The 15,422-nt window shown below is 41.1% G+C and carries 12 protein-coding genes and 2 rRNA genes; 6 read left to right on the forward strand and 8 right to left on the reverse strand.

The window, feature by feature from the left end; translation table 11 throughout:
* Positions 1-15: 15 nt before the first annotated feature.
* Positions 16-621, reverse strand: a complete 606-nt coding sequence (locus RI845_RS13885; protein WP_348386763.1) for an alpha-ketoglutarate-dependent dioxygenase AlkB family protein — start codon at positions 619-621, stop codon at positions 16-18.
* Between the two features lie 76 nt (positions 622-697).
* On the opposite strand from RI845_RS13885, the gene RI845_RS13890 reads away from it, so the two are divergent.
* From RI845_RS13890 to RI845_RS13915, 6 genes are all read left to right on the forward strand, one after another.
* Positions 698-1,834 carry a methyltransferase gene (locus RI845_RS13890; RefSeq protein ID WP_348386764.1) on the forward strand — a complete coding sequence of 379 codons (1,137 nt, stop codon included), beginning with the start codon at positions 698-700 and terminating at the stop codon, positions 1,832-1,834.
* A 5-nt stretch (positions 1,835-1,839) separates the two neighbouring features.
* A complete protein-coding gene (locus RI845_RS13895; protein WP_348386765.1) occupies positions 1,840-2,400 on the forward strand; it encodes a YajG family lipoprotein in 561 nt (186 codons plus the stop codon).
* Between the two features lie 5 nt (positions 2,401-2,405).
* Positions 2,406-3,035: a peptidylprolyl isomerase gene (locus RI845_RS13900; RefSeq protein WP_348386766.1), complete on the forward strand. Its 630-nt coding sequence runs from the start codon at positions 2,406-2,408 to the stop codon at positions 3,033-3,035.
* 152 nt (positions 3,036-3,187) lie between these two features.
* The gene (locus RI845_RS13905) at positions 3,188-3,517 is read left to right on the forward strand and encodes a hypothetical protein (protein WP_348386767.1); all 330 of its coding nucleotides are present in this window, start codon (positions 3,188-3,190) and stop codon (positions 3,515-3,517) included.
* Positions 3,518-3,612: 95 nt separating this feature from the next.
* Complete coding sequence (locus tag RI845_RS13910; protein WP_348386768.1) at positions 3,613-4,890, forward strand: AmpG family muropeptide MFS transporter; 1,278 nt, start codon at positions 3,613-3,615, stop codon at positions 4,888-4,890.
* A 387-nt stretch (positions 4,891-5,277) separates the two neighbouring features.
* Positions 5,278-6,678: a DEAD/DEAH box helicase gene (locus RI845_RS13915; RefSeq protein ID WP_348386769.1), complete on the forward strand. Its 1,401-nt coding sequence runs from the start codon at positions 5,278-5,280 to the stop codon at positions 6,676-6,678.
* A gap of 68 nt (positions 6,679-6,746) precedes the next feature.
* On the opposite strand, the gene RI845_RS13920 is transcribed toward RI845_RS13915, so the two are convergent.
* The 7 genes from RI845_RS13920 to RI845_RS13950 all read right to left on the reverse strand — a co-directional run bounded on the left by RI845_RS13920 (position 6,747) and on the right by RI845_RS13950 (position 15,285).
* Positions 6,747-7,100, reverse strand: coding sequence for a VOC family protein (locus RI845_RS13920; RefSeq protein ID WP_348386770.1), 354 nt, complete (start codon positions 7,098-7,100; stop codon positions 6,747-6,749).
* 36 nt (positions 7,101-7,136) lie between these two features.
* Positions 7,137-8,063 carry a peptidylprolyl isomerase gene (locus RI845_RS13925; protein WP_348386771.1) on the reverse strand — a complete coding sequence of 309 codons (927 nt, stop codon included), beginning with the start codon at positions 8,061-8,063 and terminating at the stop codon, positions 7,137-7,139.
* 91 nt (positions 8,064-8,154) lie between these two features.
* On the reverse strand, positions 8,155-9,285 hold the full coding sequence (locus tag RI845_RS13930) for a sodium ion-translocating decarboxylase subunit beta (RefSeq protein ID WP_348386772.1): 1,131 nt from the start codon (positions 9,283-9,285) through the stop codon (positions 8,155-8,157).
* An 11-nt stretch (positions 9,286-9,296) separates the two neighbouring features.
* Complete coding sequence (gene oadA / locus RI845_RS13935) at positions 9,297-11,072, reverse strand: sodium-extruding oxaloacetate decarboxylase subunit alpha (RefSeq protein ID WP_348386773.1); 1,776 nt, start codon at positions 11,070-11,072, stop codon at positions 9,297-9,299.
* A 9-nt stretch (positions 11,073-11,081) separates the two neighbouring features.
* Positions 11,082-11,339: an OadG family protein gene (locus RI845_RS13940; protein ID WP_348386774.1), complete on the reverse strand. Its 258-nt coding sequence runs from the start codon at positions 11,337-11,339 to the stop codon at positions 11,082-11,084.
* A gap of 796 nt (positions 11,340-12,135) precedes the next feature.
* Positions 12,136-12,250 (reverse strand): 5S ribosomal RNA (gene rrf, locus RI845_RS13945).
* Positions 12,251-12,395: 145 nt separating this feature from the next.
* Positions 12,396-15,285, reverse strand: a 23S ribosomal RNA gene (locus tag RI845_RS13950).
* Positions 15,286-15,422: the final 137 nt, after the last annotated feature.

Genomic DNA, 15,422 nt, shown 5'->3' on the forward strand with positions numbered 1-15,422 from the left:
GATTATTCCAGAATACTAATTGTTTATTATATGACGAAAGGTAAGGTTTACTCGCCCTTGCAATGGTTTAGCTGATTTTGGCAGGGCATGCTGCCAGTTCTGTTGTAAATCGCCTTGCATTACTAGCAAGCTCCCCGATTGTAGAGTTAAATTAATTTTTTCGCTACTGTATTTATGCTTTAAACAAAACTTTCGCTCTTGGCCAAAGGACACTGAAGCAATTGTTGGTTGAAAACCGAGTTGTTTTTCATTATCACTATGCCATCCCATAGAGTCGTTATTGTCTCTATAATAGTTTGCTAACACAGAATTAAAGCGGGTTTGCAGTTGTTGTTGGCAATGCTCTTTAATGGTTAATAAGGTTTTATTCCATGGCAAGGGAGTTAATGGTAATCCGGAATATTTATATTCAGCATATTCATCACCATACCAGGCTTGTAATCTTGGGATAGTGACAAGTTTTCCAAACATTTTAATTTGCTCTTGTCGCCATTCGAGTTGTTCAACACAGGTATTATAAAACTCATTAGCCTGTTGCTGTAAATAAAACCCAGGCCAATATAATAGGTCTCCTTCGCAATAACTTTCTATCGGAAAACTCAACATGTTTGACAATTTCATCAACCTTTTAAAAACTTGTCTTTTACCATTAAATTATAGGTATAATAGCGCCACTTATTACTGTTGAAAATAATTTATGTTAAGCCCTTTCTTTAAAAACGACCAACCTATTCATTTAGAACGTTTTCCTGTTGCGCAAGTAAATCGAAGCTTGCAAGCATGGGATTCTGCTGATGAATATATCATTGATTATTTACAAGAAAACAATGTATTGGCTGAGACTAAAAACATTGTTATTTTCAATGATAGCTTTGGTGCATTAAGCGTAAATCTATATCATCACAATCTGCAATTGATACATGATTCTTATATCTCTCAACAAGGTGTTAAATATAACCTTGATAGTAATTATATTGATATGGATACCATTCAGTTTTTGGATAGTTTAGCCACTATCGCAGCGCCTGTGGATATTGTTATTTTAAAGCTACCAAAAAGTAAGGCATATTTAGAATACCAACTACAGCAAATACAGCAATGTGCAAATAAAGATACGTTAATTATTGCAGCGGCCCGCGTTAAAGAAATCCATACTTCTACTTTGAAACTCTTTGAAAAACATATTGGCGAAACCAAAACATCATTAGCAGTCAAAAAGTCACGATTGATATTTTCAAAACTTAATGCAGCTAACAAAACCGAGCTACCTAAAGCAAAAGTTTGGCCATTAGAAAAAACTGACTTTTCTATATCGAATTTAGCCAATGTGTTTTCTCGTGACAGTCTAGATATAGGCGGTAGACAGTTGCTTGAGAATTTACCGAGCGTTAATGGTAATTTAGATGTTGCCGATTTAGGTTGCGGAAACGGTGTGGTTGGTCTTGCGATGTTGGCTAAAAATCCTGACATAAATATGCATTTTTATGATGAATCTTTTATGGCCATTCAGTCAACTAAAGACAACATTATCAAAAACTTACCAGGTAACCAAGAGCAATGCTTTTTTCATGTAAACGATTGCTTAACCGATGTGGAATCAAGTAGCTTAGATTTAGTGTTATGTAACCCTCCTTTCCATCAACAAGCTGCGGTAACTGATCATATTGCCTGGCAAATGTTTAAACAAAGCTATAATGCTTTGAAAAAAGGCGGAGAATTAAGGATAATAGGCAACAGGCAACTTGCATATCACATTAAGTTACAACGCTTATTTGGAAATTGTGAGACAATTGCCAGTAATTCAAAGTTTGTCATTTTATCAGCGAAGAAGTAAAGAAATTGAAATTAATCCCTGTTGTATTATCTATTTTATTGATTGCAGGTTGTGCTAGTGAGCCAACAGCTATTACCCTGAACCCAACCGTAACTAATGATACAGGTAAAGTTTATAAGAATTTAAGTGCTAAAATATCGGTTAATGATCTGCGTTCAACGGCGCATATCGTTGAATTATTAAGTGCAGAAGATCCATCGACATTGATTGGTACTACTAGTTCGTTAAGAGAAGTGTTGGTGTCAAAATTTTCTACAGAATTGACTTCTCAAGGTTTAAATGTAGCTGACAGCTCAGATTTAAAAGTTGAATTTAATGTTGAACGTGCACGTACATATGTAAATCAAGATGTTTTAGATTACCGCGCCAACACCATCATAAAATTAAAAGTTAAAGTTGAAAACCCGGCACAAACACTGTCGAAAACGTTCACGTTACGAGCAACAACGCGTGGCGCGTTAACCGCTGACATAGACGAATTACAACGAGATTTTAATATTCAACTTGCTAAGCTTATTTTGCAGGTATTAGAAGACCAACAATTACAAGAATTTATTAAGGGATAAATATAATGCGTTTATTAGTCACTCTGGTTTTATGTGTTGTTTCTTTATTCAGCCAAGCGGCAAGCAAACAAAAAATTATTGATGCTAATAACCTTTATCCGCAAATAAAAATGGACACCTCACACGGGGTGATTATTGTTGAACTCGACCGAGTTAAAGCCCCTATCGCTGTAAATAACTTCTTGTTTTATGTGATTTCAGGTGAATACAACAATACAATTTTTCATCGCGTAATTAGCGACTTTGTTGTCCAAGGCGGCGGCTATGACGCTAACTTTATCCCCAAAAAAGAACATGACACCATTTTTAATGAGTCAGGTAATGGATTGAAGAATACTTTTGGCTCTATCGCCATGGCACGTCAACATGATCCACACAGCTCAATTAGACAGTTTTATTTTAACGTTGGTGAAAACACCAGTTTAGATCCAGGCCGTTCATGGGGCTATACTGTCTTTGGTTCAGTAACCTTTGGTGAAGAAGTATTAGAGAAAATGGCTGCGAGCGAGACTGACTTTCACGAAGGACAAGGCTGGCCCGACGTACCACTTGAGCCAATTGTATTGATCAAGGCAACGTTAATGCCTGAAGATTATATCCATGAAGAATTGCAACAACCTGTTAAAACTCAATAAATTATGAAAGTACATTAACATTCGATAGTTATTCGAAGAATATTTAAACAACTTTTAACATTTATATATTCGCAATATAAAAACTTCTCATCTAGTCTTTTAAAGAGACTCGTAACTTTGAGTCACTTTGATGTTTAATTTAGGTGGGTAATTTGCATATCGAAATTTTCATAAACGATAAAATATCACAGTTAATGTATTTTCTTGAGGCTCTCCTCAAGAGCTCTGTTCATCATACTGAAGTTGAGAACTTTATCTGGGACTGCTTTGAAGAGTGGGGACAATTAAATGTTACCGACGAAACTCCCGGCAGCACTAGAGAAAGAGTTTTTTGGCACCTTATTCATGAACTAAAACTGGGCGGTATTGGTAATTTAGCTGATGATGAAGATTTAATTACTGAAATTACCACTTGCCTTGAATTCTTAAAGGGTCATGGCGCTTATCCGATTCACTGCGTAGGCTGGCGACCTGTCGATTAACTTACCTGCCAGACTATTCTTTACTTCTTTTTTTACCACGCATTTGTTAGCCTTACTCAGCAGTTATCTTAAAAATAATCATTTAGGCTTTCCCAATGTCAAGCACTTCGCCTGTTAGTAATTCTCCTACAATAAAAGAAGCCCTTTTCAACAAACGCATACTCATTTGTATATTTACCGGCTTTAGCTCCGGTTTACCTTTGTTCTTTCTTTATCAATTAGTCCCTGGTTGGCTTAGAAGTGAAGGAGTGAGTCTTGCTGAAATTGGGCTGTTTTCATTAATTGGTATTCCCTATGTATGGAAATTTTTATGGTCACCGGCAATGGACCGGTATTCTTTTCCATTTTTAGGCCGTCGCCGCGGCTGGATGCTGTTCACTCAAGTCTGTTTGTTAATATCCATTGCCAGCTTTGGTTATATTAACCCGACCATGTCTATTTGGACCGTTGCCTATTTGGCCGCAGCGGTCGCTTTTTTCAGTGCTAGCCAAGATATTGTCCTTGACGCTTATCGTCGTGAATTATTACCTGATCATGAATTAGGTATAGGTAATTCTATTCACGTGCAAGCATATCGGTTATCTGGATTAGTGCCTGGCTCTTTAGGCTTTATATTAGCGGACCATATGCCGTGGCAATTAGTATTTTTTGTCGTCGCAGCATTTATGCTGACAGGCATAATCATGACTCTGTGCGTAAGTGAAGCAAGGCGAGAAGCCAATGCACCGCAAACTCTTAAGCAAGCTGTAGTGTTACCCTTCAAAGACTTTATCAATCGAGAAGGGGTTAAGTCTGCCTTAATGATTTTATCATTTTTATTCTTATATAAGCTTGGTGATAACATGGCAACGGCTCTGCAAACACCGTTCTTTATTGATTTAGGTTTTTCTAATACTGAGATAGGTGTGGTAGCAAAAACAGCCTCGTTAATAGCAATGACGATTGGCTTAGCTGTTGGCGGTATTATAATGATCAAGCTCAGTATAAATCGTGCCTTATGGCTTTTTGGTTTTGTGCAAATTATTTCAATACTTGGTTTTGCCGCATTAGCCGAAATTGGTCACAACACTTATGCATTAGCTTTTGCCATGGGGTTTGAATATTTAGGTGTGGGCTTAGGAACCGCAGCTTTCACAGCATTTATCGCAAAAACGACTAATCCTACGTTTGCTGCAACGCAATTTGCGTTATTTACCGCTTTAACTGCTTTACCAAGAACCTTTGCCAATGCGTCTACGGGCTTCATTGTAGAGCAAGTTGGTTGGACTTCATTTTTCTTATTATGTACAGCGCTAGCCGTGCCAGGCATGCTAATGCTATTTAAAGTTGCGCCATGGAATCCAAAAACAAAGGCTGAAAATAAACAACCGTAGAAAATTACGCTATTATTTAAATATCTGTATATAATAAAAACAATTCATTAAAACAATTACTTAAGGCCTTTTAAAATATGATCCGTTTGTTTTTCTTAATCCCAATAATCATGAGCTTAGTATGGTTTTGGTACCTAAAAAAGCATAACTATACGTTAAAACAAGGCCTGATAGGTTTTGGTTATATCATTGCGTTTAATTTGATCATAGTAGGTTTCTTTAGCTTAATGATTTATCTGACCCAATAAGTATCATCTTTTTGTGTTGACGATTTAGACTTAAAATTCCTCTTGTTTGCATCAGCAAAGACTATACTGTAAGCTGCGCCGGCTTACAGTCTAGTACTATCTGTAATCACCTTATTCTATTTAACCAAGAGATCCTTCTATGAGCTTTGACTCTTTGGGCTTATCAGCCCCGATTTTATCTGCTGTTGCCGAACAAGGCTACGACACTCCTTCACCAATTCAGGAACAGGCAATCCCTGCCGTACTTGCTGGTAAAGATGTAATGGCTGCGGCGCAAACTGGTACAGGTAAAACCGCTGGCTTCACTCTGCCTATTTTAGAGAAGTTATCAAAAGGTGAAAAAGTAAAAGCAAACCATATTCGTACTTTAGTTCTAACCCCTACACGTGAGCTGGCTGCACAAGTAGGCGACAGTGTAGCGACCTATGGTAAGAACTTAGGTTTAAGTTCATATATTGTTTTCGGCGGCGTTAAAATTAACCCACAAATGATGCGTTTACGACAAGGTGTTGATGTACTAGTTGCAACGCCAGGTCGCTTGTTAGATCTTTATCAGCAGAACGCGGTCAAATTTAACCAAGTTGAAATTTTAGTATTAGATGAAGCCGACAGAATGCTCGACATGGGTTTTATTCGTGACATCAAAAGAATTTTAGGCTTTTTACCGAAAAAGCGTCAAAACTTATTATTCTCGGCAACATTTTCAGATGAAATACGTGAATTGGCAAAGGGCTTGGTTAATAATCCGGTAGAGATTTCAGTAACACCGCGCAATGCTACCGCAGCAACCGTTGAACAACTCGTTTACACTACAGATAAAAATAAAAAGGCCAGACTACTATCTTACCTTATTGGTCATAACCGTTGGGAGCAGGTGCTGGTATTTACTAAAACCAAGCATGGCGCCAACAAACTGACCAAACATTTAGAACAAGACGGTATTAAAGCATTAGCCATTCATGGTAATAAAAGCCAAGGTGCCAGAACAAAAGCATTAGCTCAATTTAAAGAAGGCGCTATTCGAGTATTAGTGGCAACCGATATTGCTGCTCGTGGTATCGATATAGACCAGTTACCACAAGTTGTTAACTTTGAATTACCTCATGTTGCAGAAGATTATGTACACAGAATTGGCCGTACTGGTAGAGCTGGAAGTACAGGGCATGCGATTTCACTAGTTTGCGCTGATGAATTTAAATTGCTGGTTGCTATTGAACGACTTACACAAAAGCTATTAGAGCGTACAGAAGTTGATGGGTTTCAGGCTGCTAATCCAGTACCGGTTTCAAAAGATGTTCGTCCATTTAAAGCGAAAAAACCTAAAAAGCCAAAAGCCGAACATCATGACGGTCAACGTAGCGGCGAGAACGCTCGAGGTCACAAACCGGCAAGTAAAAATAAATCACATGCACGCCAAGATAACCCTTACGCTAAAAACACCAGTGGTAGAAATGGTAAGCCATCGGGCAATCGTCGCCCTAAACCAGCAGGAGGCTCTAAGCCAAGTGGTGGTAACAGAGGCAGAAGAACCGCAAGCTAAGCAACGATAGTTCGAGGTGAGTCAGATTTACGATAAAGAGCTGACTCTCCTTCTACATGTTACCTGCTTTACTTATCAGACCAAATTGCTAGCTCATTACCATTGGGATCAGTAAAGTGAAATCTGCGGCCACCAGGAAAAGAAAATATAGGTTTTACAATAACACCATTGTTATTTAATACTTTAGCGGCACTTTCTTCTAGATTTTTACTGTAAAGCACAATTAAAGCTCCGCCCTTTTCATAACTACTACGCACATCAACTTGATAAAATCCGCCATTAATAACGCCGTCATTGAACGCACAATACTCATCGCCGTAATCAACAAATTGCCAATCAAAAGTGTTTTGATAAAAACGTTTAATGGCAACTATATCTACTGCTGGCAGCTCTAAATAATTAATTTTTTCATGATCATCCATAAAACATCCTTCTAGAAGTAAAGTTATTGCTCTCGCCTATTCAAACTTAATTTTAATCGGAAAATAACATACATCCATATTGCCATTACCTTTGTATTGATAAAAATCATTATCTAACTTTCGGCGTTTCTCGATTCGTTGTTGAAATTCAGCTGTTGCGGTATTTTCGATATAAACTGTTTGTTGCTTATCTGCAGGCAAGCTGGAGCCAAGATAAGCTTTTACTATATAACTTGCTTTACTTGTGTCACTTATCACCCCGCCCTTTTCTTTTGAACCACGTTTTACCTGGTAAAAGTGCTCCCAGCCGGCAATCATTCGACCAAATATACTCATATTACGGTCAAGGTGGCGAGGTGGAGTACCAAACATGATGGCAAAATCAGTTGTACCAGAGTTTGGCTGCATACCTCTGGCTAAGTTAATTGCACCAGGGCAATGAATTAACCATTCTTTACCTTCGCTGATTGAACGTCCAACGGCAAAGCCATTGATAAATCCAGTTTGCTCTGCCAATAAATCACCTTGTTGTACGAGACTAAATGGCGTTTCTGTTAGGATTTCACGTTCAAACTCGGCTTGCATGGAGCGTTTAACTCGGCTTGCTTTTTGCTCACTCATATCACCACCTTGCACAACAAAGTTTTCAATCACTCGATATAAAGGTAAGCCATTATAGAAGCCCTCATTTACTAACTCTTGAATGTATTTTGTGTGCTTAGGTGCAAAAAAGTCTGCAAGCAATATAGTAACTGTACCTGTGTCGAGTTGCAGATAAAGTAGATTCTGTTGCTTTACTTCAACCCAAGGTTGATTGCTAATTTCTTGATGAGAGTTTTTTTCAGTAACTGCAGGTTTAATGTTGCTGCTGGCTTGTTCTTCGTCATTACATGCAAACAGATTAAGTACCAGACAACTGATAAGTGTGAACTTGCATAGATTAGTTATTGATTTTAAATGCATTATAAAAAAGGCCGGAGAAAATTATAGTAATAATTTACTCCGGCCTAGTCTTGATAGCAACAGCTAACAGGTTATCTTTTGATGATGCTAGTTAGCCAACCAATGCCAACAGTACACCGGCAGCAACAGCTGAGCCAAGTACACCAGCAACGTTCGGTCCCATAGCATGCATTAATAAGAAGTTATGCGGATTTGCCTCTAGGCCAACCTTATTAACTACACGAGCAGCCATAGGAACGGCAGAAACACCTGCTGCACCGACTAAAGGGTTAATAGGGTCTTTAGATAGCTTACCTAATAATTTAGCCATCAGAACGCCTGCTGCGGTACCGATTGAGAATGCCACAGCACCAAGCGCTAATATACCTAACGTTTCAACATTTAAGAACGCTTCAGCACTTAACTTTGAACCAACACCTAACCCTAGGAAAATAGTTACGATGTTAATCAGTTCATTTTGTGCTGTTGAGCTTAAACGATCAACCACGCCACATTCACGCATTAAGTTACCTAAACAGAACATACCAACAAGAGGCGTCGCTGCAGGCAAGAAGAATATGGTCGCTAACAATACCGCTAGTGGGAAGATCATTTTTTCGATCTTAGTCACATGGCGTAATTGTTTCATTTCTATTTTGCGTTCTTCTTCATTCGTTAACGCTTTCATGATTGGCGGCTGAATAATAGGTACAAGCGCCATATATGAATAAGCAGCAACAGCGATAGCTCCTAATAATTCAGGCGCAAGCTTTGACGCTAAGAAGATAGCCGTTGGACCGTCAGCACCACCAATAATGGCTATTGCAGACGCATCTTTTAAGCTAAAGTCAAAGCCTGGTATTGCATTTAAAGCAATGGCGCCAAATAACGTAGCGAAAATACCAAACTGAGCGGCGGCGCCTAAAAACAACATTCTAGGATTGGCGATTAACGCGCCAAAGTCGGTCATTGCACCAACGCCCATAAAGATCAACAGCGGGAAGATCCCGGTATCAATACCTGCGTAGTAGATGTAGTGCAACAAGCCACCAACTTCACTAAAACCGGCTACAGGAATATTTGTTAAAATAGCACCAAAGCCAATAGGTAGTAGCAACAAAGGCTCAAAGCCTTTAGCAATCGCTAAATATAATAATCCTAAACCTACCAACATCATGACCACTTGGCCAAATTCAAAATTAGCTAGGCCGGTAGATAACCAAAGGGTATATAAAGACTCCATGAGTTATCCTTTTATAGCGTTAGTAATGCATCGCCAACTGCGACAGCATCACCTTCTTTAATGTTTACCGAACTAATCGTACCTGAAGCGGTTGCGCGAATTTCGGTTTCCATCTTCATCGCTTCCATAATAATAACAACATCACCTTCAGCTACAGAGTCACCTGCTTTAGCCAAGATTTTGAAGATATTACCTGCCAGTGGCGCATTCAACGTTTCTCCACTAGATGCTGCGGGCGCAGCAGGTGCGGCGGCAGCAATTGGAGCAGCTTGACCTGCAGGGGCAATATTTTCAATGCTGCCACCAGGAGCTACGACAACATCGTAAACTTTACCATCAACTTGTACGGCATAGCTTTCAGGCTTACCATCATTGGCTGCAGCAAGTTTCACATCATCTTTACTTGGTACTGGTTCGAATGCATCTGGATTATTACGATTTTCTAAGAATTTAAGACCGATTTGTGGAAATAATGCGTACGTTAATACGTCATCGATCACGTCATCGGCAAGAGTGATGTTTTTCTCTTTTGCCAACTGACCTAATTCATCAGTTAATTTATCCATTTCAGGCGTTAACAAATCAGCAGGACGACAAGTAATCGCTTCGCTACCATCCAATACTTTTTGTTGTAATGGGCCATCTACGTCGGCAGGAGTAGCACCGTACTCACCTTTTAAAACACCAGCAGTTTCTTTGGTAATTGATTTATAACGCTCACCGGTTAATACATTAAGTACTGACTGAGTTCCAACAATTTGCGACGTTGGCGTTACTAATGGAATATAACCTAATTCTTTACGAACACGTGGTATTTCTTGTAATACCTCATCGAATTTATCAGAAGCGCCTTGCTCTTTTAATTGGTTTTCCATGTTAGTTAACATGCCACCAGGAACTTGTGCTAATAGGATTCTAGAATCTACACCTTTTAAGCTACCTTCGAACTTGCCGTATTTTTCACGAACATCACGGAAGTAAGCAGCAACCTCAGCAAGCTTGGTTAAATCTAGGCCAGTGTCGCGATCGCGACCTTGAACTGTTGAAACAATAGCTTCTGTCGGTGAATGGCCATAAGTCATACTCATTGATGAGATAGACGTGTCGATAACATCAACACCAGCATCAATTGATTTCATATGGGTCGCCATACTTAAACCAGTAGTTGCATGACAATGAAGTGCAAGTGGCAATTCAACAGTTTCTTTTAATTTAGTAATTAACTCTTCTGCATCATATGGGTTTAATAAACCAGACATGTCTTTTATACAAAGAGAATGCGCGCCCATATCTTCAAGTTGTTTGGCCATATCTAACCAACCTTGAAGGCTATGAACAGGACTTTCTGTATAAGAAAGAGTACCTTGAGCGTGTGCACCAACTTTAACTGCAGCTTTAATGGCAGTTTCAAGGTTACGAGGATCGTTCATTGCATCGAAAATACGGAACACATCAATACCATTAACATGTGCACGTTCAACGAACTTTTCTACTACATCGTCAGCATAATGACGGTAGCCAAGAATATTTTGACCACGAAACAGCATTTGCTGCTTAGTATTTGGCATTGCCGCTTTTAATTTACGGATACGTTCCCATGGATCTTCACCTAAATAACGAATACAAGAATCGAAGGTGGCACCACCCCAAGACTCAATTGACCAATAGCCAATTTCATCTAACTTACTTGCGATTGGCAACATATCTTCCAAACGAAAACGAGTGGCCAATAACGATTGATGACCATCTCTTAGTACAACTTCAGTAATTCCTAATGGACTTGACATACCTTGCTCCTAATTCTTTACATTATTCTTGCGATATTGAGCGACTGCTGTAGTTATAGCAGCAACAACACCAGCTGGGATTTGATTATTTGCAGCCTGACCAGTGCTTATCTTATTGGTAGCTGGAGCAGTTTCAGGAAATTGGCTCGCGAATTTTGCTAATAAAGTAATAGCAATAATTAATAAACCAAGAAAAGCGAATACAAATCCCATGCCCACCAGCATAAGAACTCCCGCTTCAACAAATGTTTCTGATAAATTTTCCATAACCTAACTCTTCAGTTAAAAGAAATAGAATAATCACTCCAATTATTTTTAGCAATGATCAAATGTCAATTGCTTGTAAATAAATTTTGTCAATAGTCAAAAAAAGCAAAAAATTGGTATTATTTAGATTTTTTCGAGTAAATATTCTATTTTGGTTATAAGAAGTAAATTTTTATGCAAAATTGAACTTACGCATGAATGATAAATTTCCATATTTAGTGGAAACAAAACTAATAAGCTCGGTTATCGAGTGCTGCGTCTTTTAAAACATCAATACACGAAAAGTGTATTTGCGGAAATATTCAAGAAGAAAACGTGGCAGGAGGTCGCAAATCTCGTTCAGTTCTTGGGGAATGACGTACAGGAAGCACGAATGCCGACAGGCTCAGGGATGAACGCATTATGTCGGTGACGGTGTACTTTTACTTGAAACAATATAACGTCATCCTTTTTCAATGGATATTTGAGCAAATGCGGTGTTAATTAACTTACACCACGTCATCCCGGAAGAGCTTAAGCGATGTCCGGGACCTCCTTCAGAGCGTAGTGGCTATAAAAGCATAAACATTCAAGATACGATACTCGGAAGGAGGTTCCATCCAAAAGCACGATGGAATGACGGAGTACTTTTTCTTATTATGATTGCGTAACCGCGACGCTAATTAACTTACACCACGTCATCCCGGAATCGCGCAGCGATTTCCGGAACCTCCATCAGAGCGTTGTGGCTTTATGAATTCAGGATCTAAAACGAAAAAAGCCCCTAGCGTTAGCTAGGGGCTTTTCGGAATTAGGAGCCTGGCGATGACCTACTCTCACATGGGAACTCCCACACTACCATCGGCGCAACTGCGTTTCACTTCTGAGTTCGGCATGGGATCAGGTGGTTCCACAGTGCTATTGTCGCCAGACAAAAACATTGTACAATTTTGAAAGCTGTATAGATCCTGAAACAAGTTCAGGACGCGTATTAAACCGTGACTTACTCAAGTCGTATTCTTTAATGCGTGATTTTCATCAGACCATACAACTCAAGCAAAACTGCTTGGGTGTTGTATGGTTAAGCCTCACGGGCAATTAGTATCAGTTAGCTCAATGCCTCACAGCACTTACACACCTGACCTATCAACGTTGTAGTCTCCAACGACCCTTTAGGGGACTTAAAGTCCCAGTGAGAACTCATCTCAAAGCCTGCTTCCCGCTTAGATGCTTTCAGCGGTTATCAGTTCCGAACGTAGCTACCGGGCAATGCCACTGGCGTGACAACCCGAACACCAGAGGTTCGTCCACTCCGGTCCTCTCGTACTAGGAGCAGCCCTCTTCAATTCTCAAACGCCCACGGCAGATAGGGACCGAACTGTCTCACGACGTTCTAAACCCAGCTCGCGTACCACTTTAAATGGCGAACAGCCATACCCTTGGGACCGACTTCAGCCCCAGGATGTGATGAGCCGACATCGAGGTGCCAAACACCGCCGTCGATATGAACTCTTGGGCGGTATCAGCCTGTTATCCCCGGAGTACCTTTTATCCGTTGAGCGATGGCCCTTCCATACAGAACCACCGGATCACTATGACCTACTTTCGTACCTGCTCGACGTGTCTGTCTCGCAGTTAAGCTGGCTTATGCCATTGCACTAACCGTATGATGTCCGACCATACTTAGCCAACCTTCGTGCTCCTCCGTTACTCTTTGGGAGGAGACCGCCCCAGTCAAACTACCCACCAGACAGTGTCCCCAAGCCCGATAAGGGCCCTAGGTTAGAACATCACGCATACAAGGGTGGTATTTCAAGATTGGCTCCACCACATCTAGCGACGCGGTTTCAAAGCCTCCCACCTATCCTACACATGTAGGAGCAATGTTCACTGTCAAGCTATAGTAAAGGTTCACGGGGTCTTTCCGTCTAGCCGCGGGTATACGGCATCTTAACCGCAAATTCAATTTCACTGAGTCTCGGGTGGAGACAGTGTGGCCATGATTACGCCATTCGTGCAGGTCGGAACTTACCCGACAAGGAATTTCGCTACCTTAGGACCGTTATAGTTACGGCCGCCGTTTACCGGGGCTTCGATCATGAGCTTCGCAGAGCTAACCCAATCAATTAACCTTCCGGCACCGGGCAGGCGTCACACCGTATACGTCATCTTTCGATTTTGCACAGTGCTGTGTTTTTAATAAACAGTTCCAGCCACCTGGTTACTTCGACTCTCCTGTGCTTACTCCGCAAGGGATTCACACTAGAGAGCGTACCTTCTCCCGAAGTTACGGTACTATTTTGCCTAGTTCCTTCACCCGAGTTCTCTCAAGCGCCTTAGTATTCTCTACCTAACCACCTGTGTCGGTTTGGGGTACGGTTCCTATATATCTGAAGCTTAGAAGCTTTTCCTGGAAGTATGGCATCAACAACTTCAACTCCGTAGAGTCTCGTCTCGTATCTCAGCCTTAAGAAGAACCGGATTTACCTAATTCTTCAGCCTACATACTTTCACATGGACAACCAGCGCCATGCTTGCTTAGCCTTCTCCGTCCCTCCTTCGCAATATATAGAAGTACAGAAATATTAATCTGTTTCCCATCGACTACGCGTTTCCGCCTCGCCTTAGGGGCCGACTTACCCTGCCCTGATTAACATGGGACAGGAAACCTTGGTCTTTCGGCGGGGGAGTTTTTCACTCCCCTTATCGTTACTCATGTCAGCATTCGCACTTCTGATACCTCCAGCAAACCTTACGATTCACCTTCAACGGCTTACAGAACGCTCCCCTACCACTTGAACCTAAGTTCAAATCCGCAGCTTCGGTGCATAGTTTAGCCCCGTTACATCTTCCGCGCAGACCGACTCGACTAGTGAGCTATTACGCTTTCTTTAAAGGATGGCTGCTTCTAAGCCAACCTCCTAGCTGTCTATGCCTTTCCACATCGTTTCCCACTTAACTATGACTTTGGGACCTTAGCTGGCGGTCTGGGTTGTTTCCCTTTCCACAACGGACGTTAGCACCCGTAGTGTGTCTCCCGCATATCACTCATTGGTATTCGGAGTTTGCAAAGGGTTGGTAAGTCGGGATGACCCCCTAGCCTTAACAGTGCTCTACCCCCAATGGTGTTCGTGCGAGGCTCTACCTAAATAGATTTCGGGGAGAACCAGCTATCTCCCGGCTTGATTAGCCTTTCACTCCGACCCACAAGTCATCACCGCATTTTTCAACATACGTGTGTTCGGTCCTCCAGTTGATGTTACTCAACCTTCAACCTGCCCATGGGTAGATCGCCGGGTTTCGGGTCTATGCCCTGCAACTAAACGCGCAGTTAACACTCGCTTTCGCTACGGCTCCCCTAATCGGTTAACCTTGCTACAGAACATAAGTCGCTGACCCATTATACAAAAGGTACGCAGGCACCGGACTAAATCCGGCTTCCACTGCTTGTACGTATGCGGTTTCAGGTTCTATTTCACTCCCCTCACAGGGGTTCTTTTCGCCTTTCCCTCACGGTACTGGTTCACTATCGGTCAGTTAGGAGTATTTAGCCTTGGAGGATGGTCCCCCCATATTCAGTCAAGATTTCTCGTGTCCCGACCTACTCGATTTCACTATTAGGTTGTTTTTGTGTACGGGGCTATCACCCTGTATCGCTGTCCTTTCCAGAACATTCCACTAACGCCCAAATAGCTTAAGGGCTGATTCGCGTTCGCTCGCCGCTACTAACGAAATCTCGGTTGATTTCTTTTCCTCGGGGTACTTAGATGTTTCAGTTCTCCCGGTTCGCCTCAATTAGCTATGTATTCACTAAAAGATACCCAACTTACGTTGGGTGGGTTCCCCCATTCGGACATCTGTGCCTATAACGCCTTTTATCGGCTTAACACAGCTTTTCGCAGATTAACACGTCCTTCATCGCCTCTAACTGCCAAGGCATCCACCACATACGCTTAGTCACTTAACCATACAACCCCAAAAAGTCTTGCAACTTCAAGAATGTCCGGAGACTAATCCGAACTAAGTTATAGGTCTGACATTTTCACGCATTCATAAGAATGTTGACATCTTCATGTCAAACCCACAGTAAACTGTGAGCCTTGA

The sequence above is a fragment of the Thalassotalea nanhaiensis genome, assembly GCF_031583575.1.
Taxonomy (GTDB): Bacteria; Pseudomonadota; Gammaproteobacteria; order Enterobacterales; family Alteromonadaceae; genus Thalassotalea_A; species Thalassotalea_A nanhaiensis.

What these genes read in the sequence shown, in the direction of transcription:
- RI845_RS13885 (WP_348386763.1), bottom strand. Translation starts at nt 621, where the DNA reads ATGAAATTGTCAAACATGTTGAGTTTTCCGATAGAAAGTTATTGCGAA.
- RI845_RS13890 (WP_348386764.1), top strand. Translation starts at nt 698, where the DNA reads ATGTTAAGCCCTTTCTTTAAAAACGACCAACCTATTCATTTAGAACGT.
- RI845_RS13900 (WP_348386766.1), top strand. Translation starts at nt 2,406, where the DNA reads ATGCGTTTATTAGTCACTCTGGTTTTATGTGTTGTTTCTTTATTCAGC.
- RI845_RS13910 (WP_348386768.1), top strand. Translation starts at nt 3,613, where the DNA reads ATGTCAAGCACTTCGCCTGTTAGTAATTCTCCTACAATAAAAGAAGCC.
- RI845_RS13915 (WP_348386769.1), top strand. Translation starts at nt 5,278, where the DNA reads ATGAGCTTTGACTCTTTGGGCTTATCAGCCCCGATTTTATCTGCTGTT.
- RI845_RS13920 (WP_348386770.1), bottom strand. Translation starts at nt 7,100, where the DNA reads ATGGATGATCATGAAAAAATTAATTATTTAGAGCTGCCAGCAGTAGAT.
- RI845_RS13925 (WP_348386771.1), bottom strand. Translation starts at nt 8,063, where the DNA reads ATGCATTTAAAATCAATAACTAATCTATGCAAGTTCACACTTATCAGT.
- RI845_RS13930 (WP_348386772.1), bottom strand. Translation starts at nt 9,285, where the DNA reads ATGGAGTCTTTATATACCCTTTGGTTATCTACCGGCCTAGCTAATTTT.
- oadA (WP_348386773.1), bottom strand. Translation starts at nt 11,072, where the DNA reads ATGTCAAGTCCATTAGGAATTACTGAAGTTGTACTAAGAGATGGTCAT.
- RI845_RS13940 (WP_348386774.1), bottom strand. Translation starts at nt 11,339, where the DNA reads ATGGAAAATTTATCAGAAACATTTGTTGAAGCGGGAGTTCTTATGCTG.